Origin of the sequence: Geobacter sp. OR-1 (assembly GCF_000813145.1) — a bacterium.
Lineage (GTDB): Bacteria > Desulfobacterota > Desulfuromonadia > Geobacterales > DSM-12255 > Geoanaerobacter.
The window spans coordinates 1-16014 of sequence record NZ_BAZF01000018.1 but is presented as its reverse complement, the minus strand read 5'-3'; the positions used below and the strand labels follow the sequence as shown (position 1 = coordinate 16014).

General features: G+C 46.8%; 21 protein-coding genes. 18 read left to right on the top strand and 3 right to left on the bottom strand.

The window, feature by feature from the left end; all coding sequences use genetic code 11:
• The first annotated feature begins 15 nt into the window (after window positions 1-15).
• Genes rplR through rplQ form a run of 13 tightly spaced genes read left to right on the top strand, consistent with a single transcriptional unit; the run spans window position 16 to window position 7543 of the window.
• Window positions 16-384: a 50S ribosomal protein L18 gene (gene rplR, locus OR1_RS15875; RefSeq protein WP_041972918.1), complete on the top strand. Its 369-nt coding sequence runs from the start codon at window positions 16-18 to the stop codon at window positions 382-384.
• Window positions 385-404: 20 nt separating this feature from the next.
• Window positions 405-893 carry a 30S ribosomal protein S5 gene (rpsE, locus tag OR1_RS15870; RefSeq protein ID WP_041972916.1) on the top strand — a complete coding sequence of 163 codons (489 nt, stop codon included), beginning with the start codon at window positions 405-407 and terminating at the stop codon, window positions 891-893.
• Window positions 894-918: 25 nt separating this feature from the next.
• Window positions 919-1098, top strand: a complete 180-nt coding sequence (gene rpmD / locus OR1_RS15865; protein ID WP_041972914.1) for a 50S ribosomal protein L30 — start codon at window positions 919-921, stop codon at window positions 1096-1098.
• Between the two features lie 18 nt (window positions 1099-1116).
• A complete protein-coding gene (rplO, locus tag OR1_RS15860; RefSeq protein ID WP_041972912.1) occupies window positions 1117-1563 on the top strand; it encodes a 50S ribosomal protein L15 in 447 nt (148 codons plus the stop codon).
• Window positions 1560-2867, top strand: a complete 1308-nt coding sequence (secY, locus tag OR1_RS15855) for a preprotein translocase subunit SecY (RefSeq protein ID WP_041972911.1) — start codon at window positions 1560-1562, stop codon at window positions 2865-2867. The genes rplO and secY overlap by 4 nt, the downstream gene beginning before the upstream one ends.
• Window positions 2868-2882: 15 nt before the next feature.
• Entirely contained in the window at window positions 2883-3533 is a 651-nt protein-coding gene (locus OR1_RS15850; RefSeq protein WP_041972910.1) for an adenylate kinase, read from the top strand.
• Window positions 3530-4279, top strand: coding sequence for a type I methionyl aminopeptidase (gene map / locus OR1_RS15845; RefSeq protein WP_041972909.1), 750 nt, complete (start codon window positions 3530-3532; stop codon window positions 4277-4279). The genes OR1_RS15850 and map overlap by 4 nt, the downstream gene beginning before the upstream one ends.
• A 25-nt stretch (window positions 4280-4304) precedes the next feature.
• On the top strand, window positions 4305-4418 hold the full coding sequence (gene rpmJ, locus OR1_RS21755; protein ID WP_082002993.1) for a 50S ribosomal protein L36: 114 nt from the start codon (window positions 4305-4307) through the stop codon (window positions 4416-4418).
• A gap of 32 nt (window positions 4419-4450) precedes the next feature.
• A complete protein-coding gene (gene rpsM, locus OR1_RS15840; RefSeq protein ID WP_041972907.1) occupies window positions 4451-4819 on the top strand; it encodes a 30S ribosomal protein S13 in 369 nt (122 codons plus the stop codon).
• Between the two features lie 24 nt (window positions 4820-4843).
• The gene (rpsK, locus tag OR1_RS15835; RefSeq protein ID WP_041972905.1) at window positions 4844-5239 is read left to right on the top strand and encodes a 30S ribosomal protein S11; all 396 of its coding nucleotides are present in this window, start codon (window positions 4844-4846) and stop codon (window positions 5237-5239) included.
• A 29-nt stretch (window positions 5240-5268) separates the two neighbouring features.
• Window positions 5269-5895: a 30S ribosomal protein S4 gene (gene rpsD, locus OR1_RS15830; protein WP_041972903.1), complete on the top strand. Its 627-nt coding sequence runs from the start codon at window positions 5269-5271 to the stop codon at window positions 5893-5895.
• A 29-nt stretch (window positions 5896-5924) separates the two neighbouring features.
• Entirely contained in the window at window positions 5925-6947 is a 1023-nt protein-coding gene (locus OR1_RS15825) for a DNA-directed RNA polymerase subunit alpha (RefSeq protein WP_041972901.1), read from the top strand.
• A gap of 38 nt (window positions 6948-6985) precedes the next feature.
• A complete protein-coding gene (rplQ, locus tag OR1_RS15820; protein ID WP_041972898.1) occupies window positions 6986-7543 on the top strand; it encodes a 50S ribosomal protein L17 in 558 nt (185 codons plus the stop codon).
• A 78-nt stretch (window positions 7544-7621) separates the two neighbouring features.
• On the opposite strand, the gene mazG is transcribed toward rplQ, so the two are convergent.
• Both mazG and tgt read right to left on the bottom strand, forming a co-directional pair.
• Window positions 7622-8413, bottom strand: a complete 792-nt coding sequence (mazG, locus tag OR1_RS15815) for a nucleoside triphosphate pyrophosphohydrolase (protein WP_041972896.1) — start codon at window positions 8411-8413, stop codon at window positions 7622-7624.
• A complete protein-coding gene (tgt, locus tag OR1_RS15810; protein ID WP_041972894.1) occupies window positions 8400-9557 on the bottom strand; it encodes a tRNA guanosine(34) transglycosylase Tgt in 1158 nt (385 codons plus the stop codon). The genes mazG and tgt overlap by 14 nt, the downstream gene beginning before the upstream one ends.
• A gap of 354 nt (window positions 9558-9911) precedes the next feature.
• Here tgt and OR1_RS15805 point away from each other — a divergent pair, with 354 nt between their 5' ends.
• The 4 genes from OR1_RS15805 to cas6 all read left to right on the top strand — a co-directional run bounded on the left by OR1_RS15805 (window position 9912) and on the right by cas6 (window position 14180).
• A complete protein-coding gene (locus tag OR1_RS15805; RefSeq protein WP_041972892.1) occupies window positions 9912-10577 on the top strand; it encodes a succinate dehydrogenase cytochrome b subunit in 666 nt (221 codons plus the stop codon).
• Window positions 10578-10590: 13 nt separating this feature from the next.
• On the top strand, window positions 10591-12507 hold the full coding sequence (locus OR1_RS15800; RefSeq protein ID WP_041972890.1) for a fumarate reductase/succinate dehydrogenase flavoprotein subunit: 1917 nt from the start codon (window positions 10591-10593) through the stop codon (window positions 12505-12507).
• Entirely contained in the window at window positions 12507-13265 is a 759-nt protein-coding gene (locus OR1_RS15795) for a succinate dehydrogenase/fumarate reductase iron-sulfur subunit (RefSeq protein ID WP_041972888.1), read from the top strand. Before OR1_RS15800 ends, OR1_RS15795 begins: the two co-directional genes overlap by 1 nt.
• Before the next feature lie 69 nt (window positions 13266-13334).
• Window positions 13335-14180: a CRISPR system precrRNA processing endoribonuclease RAMP protein Cas6 gene (gene cas6 / locus OR1_RS15790; RefSeq protein ID WP_041972887.1), complete on the top strand. Its 846-nt coding sequence runs from the start codon at window positions 13335-13337 to the stop codon at window positions 14178-14180.
• A gap of 13 nt (window positions 14181-14193) precedes the next feature.
• On the opposite strand, the gene OR1_RS22520 is transcribed toward cas6, so the two are convergent.
• Entirely contained in the window at window positions 14194-14352 is a 159-nt protein-coding gene (locus OR1_RS22520) for a hypothetical protein (protein WP_152609936.1), read from the bottom strand.
• 119 nt (window positions 14353-14471) lie between these two features.
• Between OR1_RS22520 and malQ the strand changes: the two genes are divergently transcribed.
• Window positions 14472-15959 carry a 4-alpha-glucanotransferase gene (malQ, locus tag OR1_RS15785; protein WP_041972886.1) on the top strand — a complete coding sequence of 496 codons (1488 nt, stop codon included), beginning with the start codon at window positions 14472-14474 and terminating at the stop codon, window positions 15957-15959.
• Window positions 15960-16014: the final 55 nt, after the last annotated feature.

Below are 16014 nucleotides of genomic sequence, written 5' to 3'. Positions count from 1 at the left end.
CATGAGGAGATCGCCGTGAGCTCTCTTGCGGAAAAGAAACAAGCTAGAATTAAGCGTAAAACCCGAGTCAGGAAGAAAATATCTGGTAATAGTGACCGGCCACGTTTGAATGTATTCAGAAGCGCACGTCATATTTATGCACAGATAATTGATGATGCATCTGGAAATACCATTGTTTCGGCTTCAACCCTACTTGATGCTGTCGGTACAGGTCTTAAGTATACAGGCAATATTGAAGCTGCTTCTAAAGTCGGTGCTGAGATAGCTCGTCGGGCACTTGAAAAGAACATCAATACAGTTGTATTTGATCGTAGCGGGTTCTTGTATCACGGAAGAGTTAAAGCTCTTGCTGATGCTGCCAGAGAAAACGGTTTGTCCTTTTAGGATTTTCAAGGAGGTTGCAATTGTTGAAGCTTAATTCGAATGAACTAACACTTACTGATCGAGTTGTACATATTAACAGGGTTGCCAAGGTCGTTAAGGGCGGAAGAAGATTCAGCTTCTCGGCTTTGGTGGTCGTTGGCGACGGTAATGGCTGTGTTGGGTATGGTCTCGGAAAGGCGAATGAAGTTCCTGAGGCAATCCGCAAGGGTGTTGAGCAGGCAAAGAAAAGTCTGATCAAGATTCCGATAGTTGAAGGACAAACCATACCTTATGAAATTGAAGGCCATTTTGGTGCCGGTAAGGTCTTGATGATGCCTGCGTCTGCAGGTACCGGAGTTATTGCAGGCGGCGCAGCCAGGGCAGTATTTGAATCAGCAGGCATTCATAACATTCTTGCCAAATGCCTTGGTTCCAATAATGCACACAATGTTGTAAAAGCGGCGTTTGAAGGTTTAAAGCGGTTGAGAAGCCCTGAAGAAATTATGCAGAGAAGGGGCATGGCTGATTAAGGTTTCGTCTGATAAGGAGTAGATAATGTCACAACAACTTAAAATCACACTTGTACGAAGTCATATAGGGAAGCTGCCAGCACAAAGAGCAATTTTAAATGGAATGGGCCTTAATCGTCTCTCTAAGACCGTGGAGTTATGTGATACTCCCGAGATAAGAGGGATGATTAGAAAAGTTGCCCATCTTATTAAAGTTGAAGAGTAAGCCAGAGAGGTTATATCAATGCAATTGAATTCTATAAAGCCAGCCCTAGGGGCGACAAAAAATCGGAAACGAATTGGCAGAGGACCTGGTTCTGGTCATGGGAAGACTGCGACCAAAGGTCATAAGGGGCAAAAGGCCAGGAGCGGTGGCAGCATAAAGGCCGGTTTCGAAGGGGGCCAAATGCCGATGCAACGGCGACTCCCCAAAAGAGGTTTTAACCCCTTAAACCGCATCGAGTACGCGCATGTTAATGTTGGGAAATTGAATGATTTTGATGCTAATTCAATAGTTGATATTGAGGCTCTTATCAGGTCTGGTTTGATCAGTAATACCAAATGTGGCGTAAAGATACTTGCTGATGGGAACTTGACAAAGCCTCTTACTGTAAAAGCAAATAAATTTAGTGGCTCTGCAAAAGAGAAAATACTCGCTGCGGGTGGATCCGCTGAGGAGATTATTTCTTGATAGAAGCATTTCAAAATATATTCAAGATCCCTGAGCTTAAGAAGAGAGTACTGTTTTCACTGGCAATGTTGGCTGTATATCGTGTTGGATGTCATATTCCAACGCCAGGAATTGATAGTATCGCGTTATCTCACTTCTTCAAACAAGCTCAAGGAACTCTGCTGGGGCTATTTGACATGTTTTCAGGTGGGGCATTAGAACGGTTAACTGTTTTTGCCCTGGGGATCATGCCTTATATATCCTCTTCTATCATTTTTCAACTGTTGCAAGTAGTAGTTCCGGCCATTGAAAAACTCTCTAAAGAGGGTGAGGCCGGGCGAAAAAAGATTATTCAGTATACACGGTACGGTACAGTAGTCCTTAGTGTCGTTCAGGGGCTTGGAATTAGTATAGGTTTGGAAAGCATGCGGGGTCCCGCTGGTGAGCTTGTAGTGCCTGCTCCAGGATGGTCATTCCGGATAATGACGGTAATCACATTAACTGCCGGCACTGCTTTTATTATGTGGCTCGGTGAGCAGATGTCTGAAAAAGGGATTGGGAACGGGATATCGCTTATTATATTTGCTGGTATCGTAGCCCGAATCCCGACTGCAATATTGAACAGTATGAGACTTATCAAGAGTGGCCAATTATCTCTTTTTGTCTTACTTATTGTTGTTGCCGTAATGTTTTTTGTAATTGCTGCCATTGTTTTTGTTGAGCGCGGCCAAAGGCGATTACCAATCCATTATGCAAAGCGGGTTGTCGGATTAAAGACCTTTAGTGCACAAACATCGCATTTACCGCTAAAAGTAAACATGGCAGGAGTAATCCCTCCAATCTTTGCATCATCGATTATTATGTTTCCTGCAACAATTGGCAATTTTATTAATATCCCTTGGGTCCAGTCTGCTGCAAAGAGCCTTGCTCCTGGGAATTTAGTTTATAATATCTTTTTCGTTGCTTTTATAATCTTTTTTTGCTATTTCTACACGGCTGTCACTTTTAACCCAATTGATGTTGCTGAAAATGTGAAGCGGCATGGTGGTTACATACCAGGTGTGCGTCCTGGAAAAGAGACGTCTGACTATATTGATAAAGTTCTAACCAAGCTTACATTTGCCGGTGCAATTTATATATCAATTGTTTGTGTATTGCCTTCCATTTTGATCGGAAAGTTCAATCTCCCATTTTACTTCGGAGGTACGGCCCTGTTAATTGCCGTAGGGGTTGGAATGGATACCGTCGCCCAGATTGAGTCTCACTTGATAACGAGAAGTTATGAGGGTTTTATGAAGGGTGTCAAGATTAAGGGAAGGCGATAGGCTGGATAAAAGCTCATGAACTTAATACTCTTGGGCCCCCCAGGTGCTGGGAAGGGTACTCAAGCTAAAATCCTAACCAAGAAGTACGATATTCCTCAGATATCAACTGGTGATATATTGCGTAACGCTGTAAAGCAGGCAACCCCTATGGGGTTGAAGGCAAAGGCGTTTATGGATGCAGGTGCATTGGTCCCGGATGAGGTTGTGGTTGGAATTGTCAGCGAGCGGATTGTTGAGGCTGATTGTCGTAATGGCTTTATTCTTGATGGGTTCCCTAGGACAGTTTCTCAGGCAGACGCGCTGAGTGCAATGCTTGCAGCTAATGGGAACAAGATCGATCATGTAATCTCAATTACAGTGAACAAGAATGATCTCTTAAGGCGGATTACCGGAAGGCGTACTTGTCGGAGCTGTGGTAAGGGTTATCATCTTGAATTTGATCCGCCGAAGACTGCTGGTGTTTGTGATGAGTGTTCCGGGGTATTGTTTCAAAGAGAAGATGATTGTGAGGATACAATGCGTAAGCGTCTTGACGTTTACGAGCAACAAACAGCTCCTCTGGTAGAATATTATAGCAATGCTGGTTTGCTGCGAAGCTTGCCTGGTGATGAGGCAATAGATGTCATCCAGTCAATGATCGTTTCAATCCTTAAGAGGGATGCGTGATTATTCTCAAGTCTCCGCAGGAGATAGAGAGAATGAGAAGGCCATGCAGGATTGTTGCTGAGGTTCTTGAGGTTGTTAAAGAATCAGTTCGTCCTGGCATAACAACAGCTGCACTTGACAGAATTGCCGAGAGAGAGGCCCTCATAAGGGGTGCGACGCCGGCTTTTAAAGGCTATTGCGGGTATAGAAACTCTCTTTGTTGTTCTGTAAACGAACAGGTAGTTCATGGTATTCCTGGTAAGCGCGAACTTGTTGAAGGGGATATTGTTAGTTTAGATTTTGGCGTTCTGTGTGACAGTTTTTACGGTGACGCAGCCATCACATTGCCTGTTGGCAAGGTGGATGCCAAAGGTCAAAATTTGATCTCTGTTACCGAGCAGTCACTATATGCTGCGATAAATTTTGCAGTTCCTGGACAGCGTCTTTCTGATATATCACATGCTGTTCAAGAATATGTCGAGTCAAGAGGGTATAGCGTTGTAAGAGATTTTGTCGGACATGGAATCGGCAGGTCTCTACATGAAAATCCGCAGATTCCCAATTATGGCCAGCCTGGGAAAGGGCCTAAATTGAAAGCAGGCATGGTTCTGGCGATTGAGCCGATGATAAATGCGAATGGCTTTGAGGTTAAGGTTCTAGGGGATGGTTGGACCGCAGTGACTTGCGATGGTGGGCTCTCCGCTCACTTTGAGCATACCGTGGCAATAACAGATAGCGGTCCCGAAATTCTGACTAAGTGTGTTTAGAGATATAGATCTGAAAGGATTTGTGATGAAAGTTCGAGCGTCTGTAAAACGTATTTGTGACAAGTGTAAAATAGTTAAACGCAAAGGTGTTGTTCGTGTTATTTGCGACACACCAAAGCATTCTCAGCGTCAGGGATAAGTGGTTTAGAGTCAAGCGAGGAGGAGTATAAATTGGCACGAATTTCGGGAATTGACCTTCCAAAAAGTAAACGGATTGAGATTGCGCTGACCTACATCTATGGTATTGGTCGCTCTTCAGCGCAGCAGATACTCTCAGAGACCGGCGTAGATTTCAATACGCGCACGGATAAACTGACAGAAGCAGAAGTTGCCAGAATTCGTGAGTATATCGATAAGAATCTCAAGGTAGAGGGCGATTTGCGACGTGATGTGTCAATGGATATAAAGCGTTTGATGGATCTTGGGTGCTACCGCGGTCTTAGGCATAGAAAAGGATTGCCAGTGCGCGGCCAAAGGACAAAAACAAACGCACGCACACGTAAAGGTCCTGCGCGGACAGTCGCTGGTAAGAAGAAATAGTGACCTATTTGATCTGGAGGAACAATGGCAAGCCCTGCTAAACGCGTAGTAAAGAAGAAGAAGGAAAAGAAAAACATACCTAATGGGGTTGCTCACATACAAGCAACTTTCAATAATACGATGATCACCATCACAGACCCGGTTGGGAATGTGGTTGCTTGGTCGACATCAGGATGCAAAGGGTTCAAGGGCTCCAGGAAGAGCACTCCTTTTGCTGCTCAGGTAGCGGCAGAAGATTGTGCTAAAAAAGCTCAGGAACACGGAATGCGCTCTTTAGAAGTATATGTGAAAGGTCCTGGGTCAGGTCGGGAATCTGCTTTAAGGGCATTGCAGGCAGCTGGCCTGCATGTAAGTTTTATCAAGGATGTAACTCCAATACCCCATAATGGATGCCGTCCTCCAAAGCGGAGAAGGGTATAAACATAGTAAATTTGCTAAGGAGGTTTTGATTGGCTAGATATACTGGACCATCCTGCCGGCTGTGCAGGAGGCAAAATATGGAATTATTTCTTAAGGGCGAGCGTTGTTACACTGATAAGTGTGCAATAAAGAGGAGGAATTATCCTCCTGGTCAGCACGGTCAGGGCAGGGCTAAGGTGTCTGATTATGGCGTTCAGCTCCGGGAAAAGCAGAAGGTCCGCCGAATATACGGAATTTTGGAAAAACAGTTCCGAACATATTTTGATAAGGCTGATAGGATGAAGGGGGTAACTGGCGAAAACCTTCTGATCCTTTTAGAGCGTAGACTTGATAACCTCGTTTACCGTTTAGGTTTTGCCTCGTCGAGAATTGAAGCTCGACAGCTTGTTAAGCATGGTCATTTTTTGCTTAATGGCAGAAAAGTAAATATACCGTCTATGCTTATTAAGGCCGGTGATGTAATTGAACTGAAAGAAAAGAGCAGGAAAATAGCTCGTATTAACGATTCTCTGGACGGTGTTGTCCGTCGTGGAATTCCTCAGTGGCTAGAACTTGAAAAGGATGCATTTAAAGGTGTACTCAAATCTCTGCCTGTTAGAGAAGACATCACAATGCCTATCCAAGAGCAGCTGATTGTTGAACTCTACTCCAAGTAACGGCTAAGAGACATTCACCGGAGGAATACATGTACAAGAATTGGCGTGATCTGATACGCCCAAAGAAGATACAGGTAGAATCGGAAACGCTTTCAGATACCTATGGGAAATTCTTTGCTGAACCTTTTGAGCGCGGTTTTGGTACCACTCTAGGCAATTCTTTAAGAAGAGTTCTCCTCTCATCATTGCAAGGAGCTGCTATAACATCTGTAAAGATCAAGGGCGTTCTTCATGAATTCTCAGCAATACCAGGTGTTACAGAGGATGTAACCGACATTATTCTGAACCTAAAAGGTGTTCGTCTTAGAATGCATGGCACTGAGTCTCGCATTATAAGAATTATCCATAAGGGTGAAGGGATTATAAAGGCCGGTGACATTATTACAGACTCCAATGTGGAGGTTCTAAATAAGGATCATCATATAGCCGTTTGTTCGAAAGATGCTAATCTTGAAATAGAAATGCTCGTGAAAATGGGCAAAGGCTATATTCCTGCTGACCGTAATAGGGATGAAAAAGCGCCGGTAGGGACAATTCCTATCGATTCTATTTTTTCACCGATTATTAAAGTAAACTTTCAGGTTACCAACGCTCGTGTAGGCCAAATAACTGATTATGATAAATTGACGCTTGAAATTTGGACTGATGGCAGTGTAAAGCCAGACGATGCCATTGCCTATGCCGCTAAGATTATCAAAGATCAATTGTCTATTTTTATTAATTTTGATGAAGACGTTGAGCATCCTGAAGAAATTGAACCTGAAGAAGATACCGATAAAATCAACGAGAATCTTTACCGTTCTGTGGACGAGCTTGAACTTTCAGTCAGGTCGGCTAATTGTCTTAAAAATGCCGGAATTAAGTTGATTGGGGAGCTGGTAATACGTACTGAGGCGGAAATGCTCAAGACACAAAATTTTGGCAGAAAGTCTCTTAATGAAATTAAGGATGTTTTGGCCGATATGGGGTTGTCTCTCGGCATGAAGCTGGAAAATTTCCCTGATGAAGAAGTAATGAGAAGATTGCGCGGCGAACGAAAAGACGAGGAATAACTCGCCCCGGTCGGTGATATAGAAAGGAATCAGTTGTCATGCGTCACGCTAAGGCAGGAAGAAGACTTGGAAGAACAACGAGCCACCGTATCGCGATGTTTCGTAACATGGTAACATCGTTCTTTCAGCACGAGAAAATTACGACAACAGATGCAAAGGCTAAGGAACTTAGGCCGATTGCAGAGAAAATGATTACTCTTGGCAAGCGGGGAGACCTGCACGCAGTTCGCCAGGCAGCCGCCTATATTCGTGATAAAAAGGTAGTAACTAAACTTTTTGAATCTATAGGACCTCGTTACAAGGAGCGTAATGGCGGGTATACTCGGATAATCAAGCTGGGAATAAGGCCTGGTGATAATGCCGATATCGCTATTTTGGAGCTTGTCGAGGAGCAGGTAGAGGCAAAACCTGCTAAGAAGGCTGCACCGAAGAAGTCCGCCAAAGCTGTTACAGCTAAGGTTGCTGAGCCCATAGCTGCGCCGGTTGTTGCCGCTTCGGTAGCAGAGGTGGCTGCTGAGCCTGCGGCTGAAGTCGTTGCTGATGTGCAGACTACGGTAACAGATCCTGCTGAACAGTGTGAGGCTAAAGAAGACTAAAGTCCCTTCGAGTAGATATTCAAAAGGGCCATTGACTGTTCAATGGCCCTTTTTTTTAATAAAATTAGAGTCCGGCGGTTATACCGCTGATTCCTTCTCTGACTTCTTTGCCTCCTGCCAAAGTAGTTCCATCTCTTGCAGATTTGACTGTCGTGGGGTCGAGCCCCGCTTGAGCAACGATTCCTCTATAAAATTGAAGCGAACAATAAATCTGTGAATTGTTTTCCGCAAGGCATCTTCGGGGTCTATTGACAGAAACCGGCCGAGATTGACTACAGCAAATAACAGGTCACCCAACTCTTCTTCAATTCGCCTGGTATTGCCCGCAGCCATGGTTTCCTCTAGCTCTGCCAGCTCCTCTCTTATTTTATCCAGCACTTGATCGTGAGTTTCCCAATCAAAGCCAACCCGTGAGGCCTTTTCTGTAATCTTATGAGCTTTCAGAATAGCTGGAAGATGTGGAGGTACGCCTGAAAGGGCTGATTTCCGCTGTTCGCCTTTTTCATGCCTTTTAATCTTCTCCCAATTCTCAATCTGCTCTTCACTGGTAGAAATTTGCTGATCACTGAAGACGTGCGGATGTCGGCGGATGAGTTTTTCGCAGAGAGAATTGATGATGTCGGAGATATCGAAAGCGTTTCGTTCTTCTGCAATTGTGGCATGGAAAATTGGTTGTAAGAGGAGGTCTCCAAGCTCCTCAACAAGGTGGCTATCGTTGCCCGAATCAATGGCCTCTATTACTTCGTAACACTCTTCAATCAGATATCTCTTAAGGGAATCATGGGTCTGCTCTGCATCCCATGGACAGCCACCCGGTGCCCGTAGTTTCCTCATAAGTAGAACTAACTGTTCGAAATTATGGCTTGGCATGTTTAGACTCTTTCTTCTCCCCGGATTGGTATTCAGTAAGAAAAGCTTGCTTAAACTCCGCAAAAAGACCTTTAGTTATTGCTTCTCGAATCATAGCCATCATACCGAGATAGAAATGAACGTTGTGGATGCTTGCAAGAATGGCCGAAAGAACCTCATTGGCGTTATAGAGGTGATGCAGATAGGCCCGTGTGAAATTCTTGCAGGTGTAGCAGTCGCAACTTGGATCGACAGGGTAGAAGTCACGACGAAAATTCTTGTTGGTGAGCCGTATCTTGCCACGACGGGTAAAAAGTGTCGCACTGCGGGCATATCTGGTCGGGATTACACAGTCGAACATATCCATTCCTCGTTCGACGCTTTCAAGAATGTCTTCCGGAAGTCCGACTCCCATGAGATAGCGTGGTTTGTTCTCCGGTAAAAATGGAGCGGTCATGGCAACAACCTGCTTCAGGAGTTCAAGCCCCTCTCCTACAGAAACGCCCCCAATTGCATAGCCTGGGAAGTTCATGTCAACCAACTCCTTGGCGCACATCTCTCTAAGGTCCGGGTAGATGCTCCCTTGAACAATACCGAACAGGGCCTGATCACTGCGGGTCTGGGCTTTACGGCAGGCTTCAGCCCAGCGAATGGTCTTGCGAGTAGAACGGCTTGCATATTGCCGATCACAGGGATAGGGGATGCACTCATCAAATGCCATTATAATATCTGCCCCTAGTGCCTCCTGGATTGATATCGCCTTTGCCGGGTCAAGAAATACCTCCTCACCGGTTATTTCGTGCTTGAAATATGCCCCATCATCTGTGATTCGTTTGTTCGGAAGCGAGAAGACCTGAAATCCGCCTGAATCTGTAAGGATTGGGCCGTCCCAAGCCATGAATTTGTGGAGTCCTCCGGCTTTTTGGACCAGATTTTCGCCCGGTCTGAGATGAAGGTGGTAGGTGTTACTGAGTATGATCTGGGCGCCGGCATCCTTCACCTGTTGAGGGCACATGGCTTTCATCGCAGCGTGGGTCCCGACCGGCATGAATATAGGCGTCTCGATAACGCCATGTGGTGTTGTAAGTCTGCCGCGACGGGCAGAAGTGGTGTTATCCTTGGCTAATAATGAAAAACTGAAGTTTGCATTTTCTGAAGGTTGCATGTTTTCTCGCTTTTATTGTGCTGTTTTATGAGCAGCTGAATAGTAACTTCTAGCAAAAAGGGTGACAAAAAGCAACCGACCGTCTGGAGCCGGTTTGATTGGTTTTTTTGTTGCTTTTTAGTGAAACGATGTTTAGTATACAGTATACAATAAACATATTAATCAATGCTAATATAATGCAAATGAGCAATAAGTGCGCGTAAAGGGGGATAAGATGTGTACAATCAACGAATGGCGGGCACCTCCTTGGGGAAGGAGTGAGGTGTGAAGCTACGGTTTTGGGTCATTCAACTGTACGGACCTATGTAAATTAAAGCAGATTAGACAGAAAACACAGGAAAAAAGGAAACCACTATGCAGATACTTACAACATCTATTGGCAGAAAGATACTGATGGCGATTACCGGTCAGCTGATGGTCCTGTTCGTTGTCGTACATCTGCTGGGTAACTCCTCGATATTCGTAGGAGCAGACGGGATCAATGCCTATGCCAAGCATCTTCACGATCTTGGACCGCTGGTGTGGATATTTCGCCTTGTAATGCTGAGCTTCATTGCAATCCACGGAATATATGGAATCCAACTCACTCTTGAAAACAACGCAGCAACCCCGCAGGCGTATGCTGTTAAGAATCTTAGCAAGGCAACGCTTTCAAGCAATAACATGATATGGACTGGCCTTCTCATTCTTCTGTTCATCGTGTACCATCTCCTCCAGTTCACTGTCCGTGTAACTCCGGACATTGTCCAGGGCGTCGATGCTCTCGGTCGCTATGACGTATTCAACATGGTTGTTACGAGTTTCAAAAATGGTGGTATTGCAGCACTTTATGTGGCAGCAATGATTGTCCTGTTTCTTCATCTCAATCATGGCATCCAGAGCTTTTTTCAGACCATGGGCTGGAACAACGACAAGACACTGCCAGTTATCAGCAAACTGGGCAAGGTTGTGGCCGTTGTTTTCCTCATAGGATACAGCTCCATTCCCGTTTTCATCCTTACCGGCATTCTGAGCAAATAATAGGGGGTTCATAGTGATACTCGACGGAAAATGTCCAACCGGACCAATCGAAAAATCGTGGGACAAGCACCGCTTCGACCTGAAGTTGGTGAACCCCGCTAACAAACGTAAATACAACATAATCATGGTCGGGACCGGCCTTGCCGGTGGCGCTGCCGCAGCGTCTCTTGGTGAACTCGGCTATAATGTGCAGGCGTTCTGCTATCAGGACAGCCCTCGCCGTGCACACTCCATTGCTGCACAGGGTGGTATCAATGCCGCCAAGAACTATCCCAGTGACGGCGACTCGATTCTGCGCCTGATGTATGACACGATTAAGGGCGGTGATTTCCGCGCCCGTGAGGCCGACGTATGGCGTCTCTCGCAGGTGTCCAACAACATAATCGACCAGTGTGTTGCTCAAGGCGTTCCATTTGCTCGTGACTATGCCGGTTATCTTGACAACCGTTCATTCGGCGGTGCCCAGGTTTCTCGTACATTCTACTCAAGAGGGCTAACAGGACAGCAGTTGTTGCTGGGCGCCTACTCAGCACTTTCGCGCCAGATCAAGGCCGGGACCGTTAAGATGTACACTCGCCGAGAGATGCTGGATCTGGTCGTTGTTGACGGTGTAGCTCGCGGTATCACGGTACGTAACATGGTGACGGGTGAAATTGAGTGCTATGCTGCCGATGCTGTTTGTCTTGCTTCTGGTGGTTATGTAAACGTTTTCTACCTGTCAACAAACGCCAAAGGGTGCTCGGTAACAGCAAATTGGAGTGCTGCAAAGAAAGGCGCCTTCTTTGCCAACCCCTGTTACACCCAAATCCACCCGACTTGCATCCCACAAGCAGGCGAGTACCAGTCCAAGCTGACGCTTATGTCTGAGTCGTTGCGTAACGATGGCCGAATCTGGGTTCCCAAGAAAAAAGAAGACTGCGGCAAGCATCCCAGTGAAGTTGCTGAAGAAGATCGTGACTATTACCTAGAGCGTAAGTACCCCTCCTTCGGTAACCTTGCTCCCCGGGACATTTCCTCCCGTTCAGCCAAAGAGGCCTGCGATGATGGCCGCGGTGTCGGACCTGGCGGTCGTGGTGTCTACCTTGATTTCGACGAATCCATCAGGCGTCTCAGCGAAAACACCATTCGCGAGCGTTACGGCAACCTGTTTGAGATGTATGAGAAGATCACTGACGAAAATGCCTATAAGAGGCCAATGCGTATCTATCCTGCACCGCACTATGCCATGGGTGGTCTCTGGGTTGACTATAACCTGATGAGCAACATCCCTGGCCTGTTCGTGCTTGGTGAAGCAAACTTCTCAGTACACGGAGCTAATCGGTTAGGTGCATCTGCTCTTATGCAGGGACTTTCCGACGGTTACTTCGTAATTCCCTACACCATTGGCGGGTATCTGGTCACTGTCAAGCCTGGTGCTGTCAAAACCGATAATGCCGAATTCAAAAAATCTGTTGAGGATGTCAAGGCCAGAACCAATAAATTCCTCGGAATTAACGGCAAAAAGACAGTTACCGAGTTTCATCGTGAACTCGGCAAGGTTATGTGGAACAACGTTGGTATGGCCCGCTCCAAGGAAAGCCTTACAGAGGCGCTTAAGGTTATTCCCCAGATTCGCGAAGAATTCTGGAAAAATGTCAAGGTCACTGGCTCCGGAGCCGAACTCAACCAGCAGCTCGAAAATGCTGGTCGGGTGGCAGACTTCCTCGAATTTGGCGAACTGTTGACTCGCGATGCGCTTCATCGTGAAGAGTCGTGCGGCGGTCACTTCCGGGTTGAGCATCAGCTCGAGGATGGAGAAGCCAAACGCAATGACGCCGACTTCTCCTATGTTGGGGCATGGGAATTCAAGGGTAACGACAAGGAGCCGGAACTGCATAAGGAACCCCTGAAATTCGAGACTATTCATCTCGCTGTAAGGAGTTACAAATAATGAGCGATCACAAGACAATGACATTGACACTGATCGTGTGGCGTCAGAAAAGTGCCAACGATCCCGGAAAGTTTGAGACATACACCGCCAAGAACATCACCGAACACCACTCCTTTCTCGAGATGCTCGACTGCGTCAACGAAGATTTGATTGCTGCCGGCAAGGAACCGATCGTGTTTGACCACGATTGCCGCGAAGGGATCTGCGGTATGTGCTCACAGGTTATTAACGGTGCACCACATGGCGGGCAGGAGCGTACTACAGTCTGCCAGCTGCACATGCGCAAATTCAAGGACGGCGATACAATTTACATTGAGCCGTGGAGGGCAAAGGCATTCCCGATTCTGAAAGACCTTGTCGTTGATCGTGCTGCGCTCGACACGATCATTCAGGCTGGCGGTTATACATCCTGTCATACTGGTGGTGTGCCAGACGGCAATGCAGTCCTGATTCCTAAGCCGATAGCTGAAGAAGCCACAGATGCCGCCGAATGCATCGGGTGCGGCGCCTGCGTAGCCGGCTGTCCCAACAGCGCAGCAATGCTTTTCACAGGTGCCAAGGTTTCACAGCTTGCTCTGCTCCCTCAGGGAAGGCCAGAGGCTGCCGCGCGTGTCACCAATATGGTTAATGCGATGAAAGAGTGCGGATTTGGTAACTGCACGAACCATTACGAGTGTCAGGCTTCATGCCCCAAGGGGATAGACGTGAAGTTTATCGCCAGAATGAATCGCGAATATCTGAAATCTCTGTTCAGCTAGATTTTATTGCACTAAAGTTGTTTCTTGGGGGCAGGGAGATATCCCTGCCCCGTTTTTCATCCAGGATCCATGTTTAATTTTGCCAAACTGTTATTTAAAGTTGAAATTTCGGATAGTACCGATGGGTATCTGCTTTTCAGGATTAAAAACCATTTTCCGAAGGCGTTTGTTGACGCATCTGCACTGACCGGCGATCGCAACGCCGTTGAAGTAGTTTTTGCCCAGGCCCTTGCTACAGACCCTGCAGCACTCAGGCGTTTCCAAAAACCTCCTCTGCCCTTTGCTTTTCATATCCCGCAGATTCCCGCGTTTAAAAATCACGAGTTCAATTGTTCAATAGTGCTGTCAATCGTCGGCTCGGCCATTAATCATCTCTCAACATTTATCGTTGCTGTGAAACTGGCTGTAAGCGAGCTTTCGTCTGAATGTTCTATAAGGATGTCAGTGACACATTGCTTTGCTGTTACCAACGGGGGAGAACTGGCAGAGATCACCCCTGAAGGAGATGGCCTTGTTTTGATGTCAGGCGAAGAAAATATTGTAGCGATAAATCCATTGAAGCTGGAACTTATGACGCCATTAAGGCTGATCCGGCAGGGGCACGTAATACAGAGTCTGTCATTCTCCATCTTTGCCTGTTCAATCATGAGGCGTGTTTCATCGTTGGCATATTATTATGGTGGGGCTGAATTGGATTTCAATTATAAATGGTTGTCTGAGATCAGCACCCTAGCCAGAGTGGAGAATGCCAATATATCTTTTGGCAAATGGCCCAACTTGGGAGTCGGAATTCTTGGCAGTTTGGAGTTTAACGACGTCCATCCGGATCTTTACCAGTTTTTGCGGATGGGTGAGGAGTTTAACTTGGGTAAAAATGCTGCTTTTGGGAACGGGGAGTTCCGAATGATCATTTAAGAAGGTTTGCTGCTCAGTAGATCAGAATATATCCGTGGTCCTGAGCAATCTTCGATATCTCCAGAGTGTCTCTGATGATATAGCTTTTCCCCTCCAGGGTGAAAGTCAGTGTACCGTTGCCATTATCGACGGTACTTGCGATAAGTGTTTCAAAGAGTGCGGTTTTCACCATTGCAGTCCCCTCCTTTAAGGTCTTTAAATATCATGTTTGGCCATTTCCGTAAAGCAACTACTGATTGAATCTGAGCGCAGATGTGCCATACTTAATGCCATTCTTCTGCAGGAGACATTATGGCACATGAACGAGCAAGCGGCATTCTCTTACATCCTACTTCGCTGCCGGGATCTGGCGGTATCGGATCATTTGGCGCTGAAGCAAGAATATTTGTTGATCTCCTCCATGCATCCGGGCAAAGGCTTTGGCAGGTATTGCCACTTGGTCCGACTGGTTACGGGAATTCCCCTTATTCCTGCTATTCGGCATTTGCCGGCAATCCCCTCTTGATAAACCTTGAGACTATTGCCGAGGAAGGCGACTTGCTCTTCGCCGAACTCAGCAGTTTGCTGCCGGGTGATAGAGTGGACTTTGACAGGGTCAAAGAGCATAAGTTGCCCTTACTGAAACTTGCAGCAGGGCGATTTTTTGAGGGGGAAAACCTTGAGAGGAAAAAGGAGTTCTGGCATTTCTGCGATACAACTTTCTGGCTTCACGATTACGCCCTCTTTATGGCCTGTAAAGAGCATTTCAGAGGCAAATCCTGGAACAGTTGGCCGTCGGAGCTTGCTCGACGCTCCCTGGATACAGCGGCTCTGTATTCTAAAAAACTTGGGGCTGTTGTAGGAGAACAAAAATACATCCAATGGCAGTTTTTCAAGCAGTGGCACAGCTTAAAGGCCTATGCCAATGCCAGAGAAGTGCGGATTATTGGAGATGCCCCGATTTTCGTTGCCTATGACTCTGCCGACGTTTGGTGCAATCAATACCTGTTTCAGCTTGACGAGCATGGCAAGCCTACGGTGGTGGCCGGAGTCCCGCCGGACTATTTCAGTAAAACAGGCCAGCGGTGGGGCAACCCACTTTATAACTGGAAGCATTTAGCTGAAGACGGATTCGGCTGGTGGGTGGCAAGGCTCAAGAGCGACGCAGGGCTCTATGATTTGGTGCGTATCGATCATTTCCGCGGATTCGAATCTTTCTGGGAGATTCCGGCCAAGGAAAAGACTGCCGTAAAAGGCCGATGGGTTGCAGCGCCTGGAGAAGGCCTGTTCAAGGCGCTTTGTGATTCATTTGATTCGCTGCCTCTAATTGCAGAGGACTTGGGGGTGATCACTCCGGAGGTGGAGAGGCTGCGAGACTGTTTCGGGCTGCCGGGCATGAAAGTGCTGCAGTTTGCCTTTGATGGCGGCCCCGGGAATTCCTATCTGCCTCATAACCATCGGCGCAACTGTGTCGTGTATACCGGCACCCATGACAACGACACAACAGTGGGCTGGTTTTCAGGACTCTCTTCGGGGCAGAAGAGTCATGTATGTCATTACTTGCGCTGTAAGCCAGAAGAGGTTGTCTGGGAGATGATACGTGCGGCCATGTCATCTGTGGCAAGATATGCCGTTCTTCCTTTGCAGGATCTGTATGGTCTTGATTCTGGCGCTCGCATGAATGTCCCTGGAAAGGCAAACGGCAACTGGAGTTGGCGTGTTGGCGCCCAAGGATTTACTGATACTATGTTTGTCAGGCTTAGCGACATGAGTAAACAGTACAATCGAGTACCGGGGTAACGGTATGAAAGTAGGTTGGTTTTGTAGGTAATCAGGATTAGGCACGAACAGAGGC

Excerpts from the sequence above, each read along its gene's own strand:
- OR1_RS15805 (WP_041972892.1), top strand. The coding sequence starts at position 9,912 with ATGCAGATACTTACAACATCTATTGGCAGAAAGATACTGATGGCGATT.
- mazG (WP_041972896.1), bottom strand. The coding sequence starts at position 8,413 with ATGCCAAGCCATAATTTCGAACAGTTAGTTCTACTTATGAGGAAACTA.
- rpmD (WP_041972914.1), top strand. The coding sequence starts at position 919 with ATGTCACAACAACTTAAAATCACACTTGTACGAAGTCATATAGGGAAG.
- malQ (WP_041972886.1), top strand. The coding sequence starts at position 14,472 with ATGGCACATGAACGAGCAAGCGGCATTCTCTTACATCCTACTTCGCTG.
- OR1_RS15795 (WP_041972888.1), top strand. The coding sequence starts at position 12,507 with ATGAGCGATCACAAGACAATGACATTGACACTGATCGTGTGGCGTCAG.
- rplO (WP_041972912.1), top strand. The coding sequence starts at position 1,117 with ATGCAATTGAATTCTATAAAGCCAGCCCTAGGGGCGACAAAAAATCGG.
- rplQ (WP_041972898.1), top strand. The coding sequence starts at position 6,986 with ATGCGTCACGCTAAGGCAGGAAGAAGACTTGGAAGAACAACGAGCCAC.
- rpmJ (WP_082002993.1), top strand. The coding sequence starts at position 4,305 with ATGAAAGTTCGAGCGTCTGTAAAACGTATTTGTGACAAGTGTAAAATA.
- tgt (WP_041972894.1), bottom strand. The coding sequence starts at position 9,557 with ATGCAACCTTCAGAAAATGCAAACTTCAGTTTTTCATTATTAGCCAAG.
- OR1_RS15850 (WP_041972910.1), top strand. The coding sequence starts at position 2,883 with ATGAACTTAATACTCTTGGGCCCCCCAGGTGCTGGGAAGGGTACTCAA.
- rpsK (WP_041972905.1), top strand. The coding sequence starts at position 4,844 with ATGGCAAGCCCTGCTAAACGCGTAGTAAAGAAGAAGAAGGAAAAGAAA.
- OR1_RS15825 (WP_041972901.1), top strand. The coding sequence starts at position 5,925 with ATGTACAAGAATTGGCGTGATCTGATACGCCCAAAGAAGATACAGGTA.
- OR1_RS22520 (WP_152609936.1), bottom strand. The coding sequence starts at position 14,352 with ATGGTGAAAACCGCACTCTTTGAAACACTTATCGCAAGTACCGTCGAT.
- cas6 (WP_041972887.1), top strand. The coding sequence starts at position 13,335 with ATGTTTAATTTTGCCAAACTGTTATTTAAAGTTGAAATTTCGGATAGT.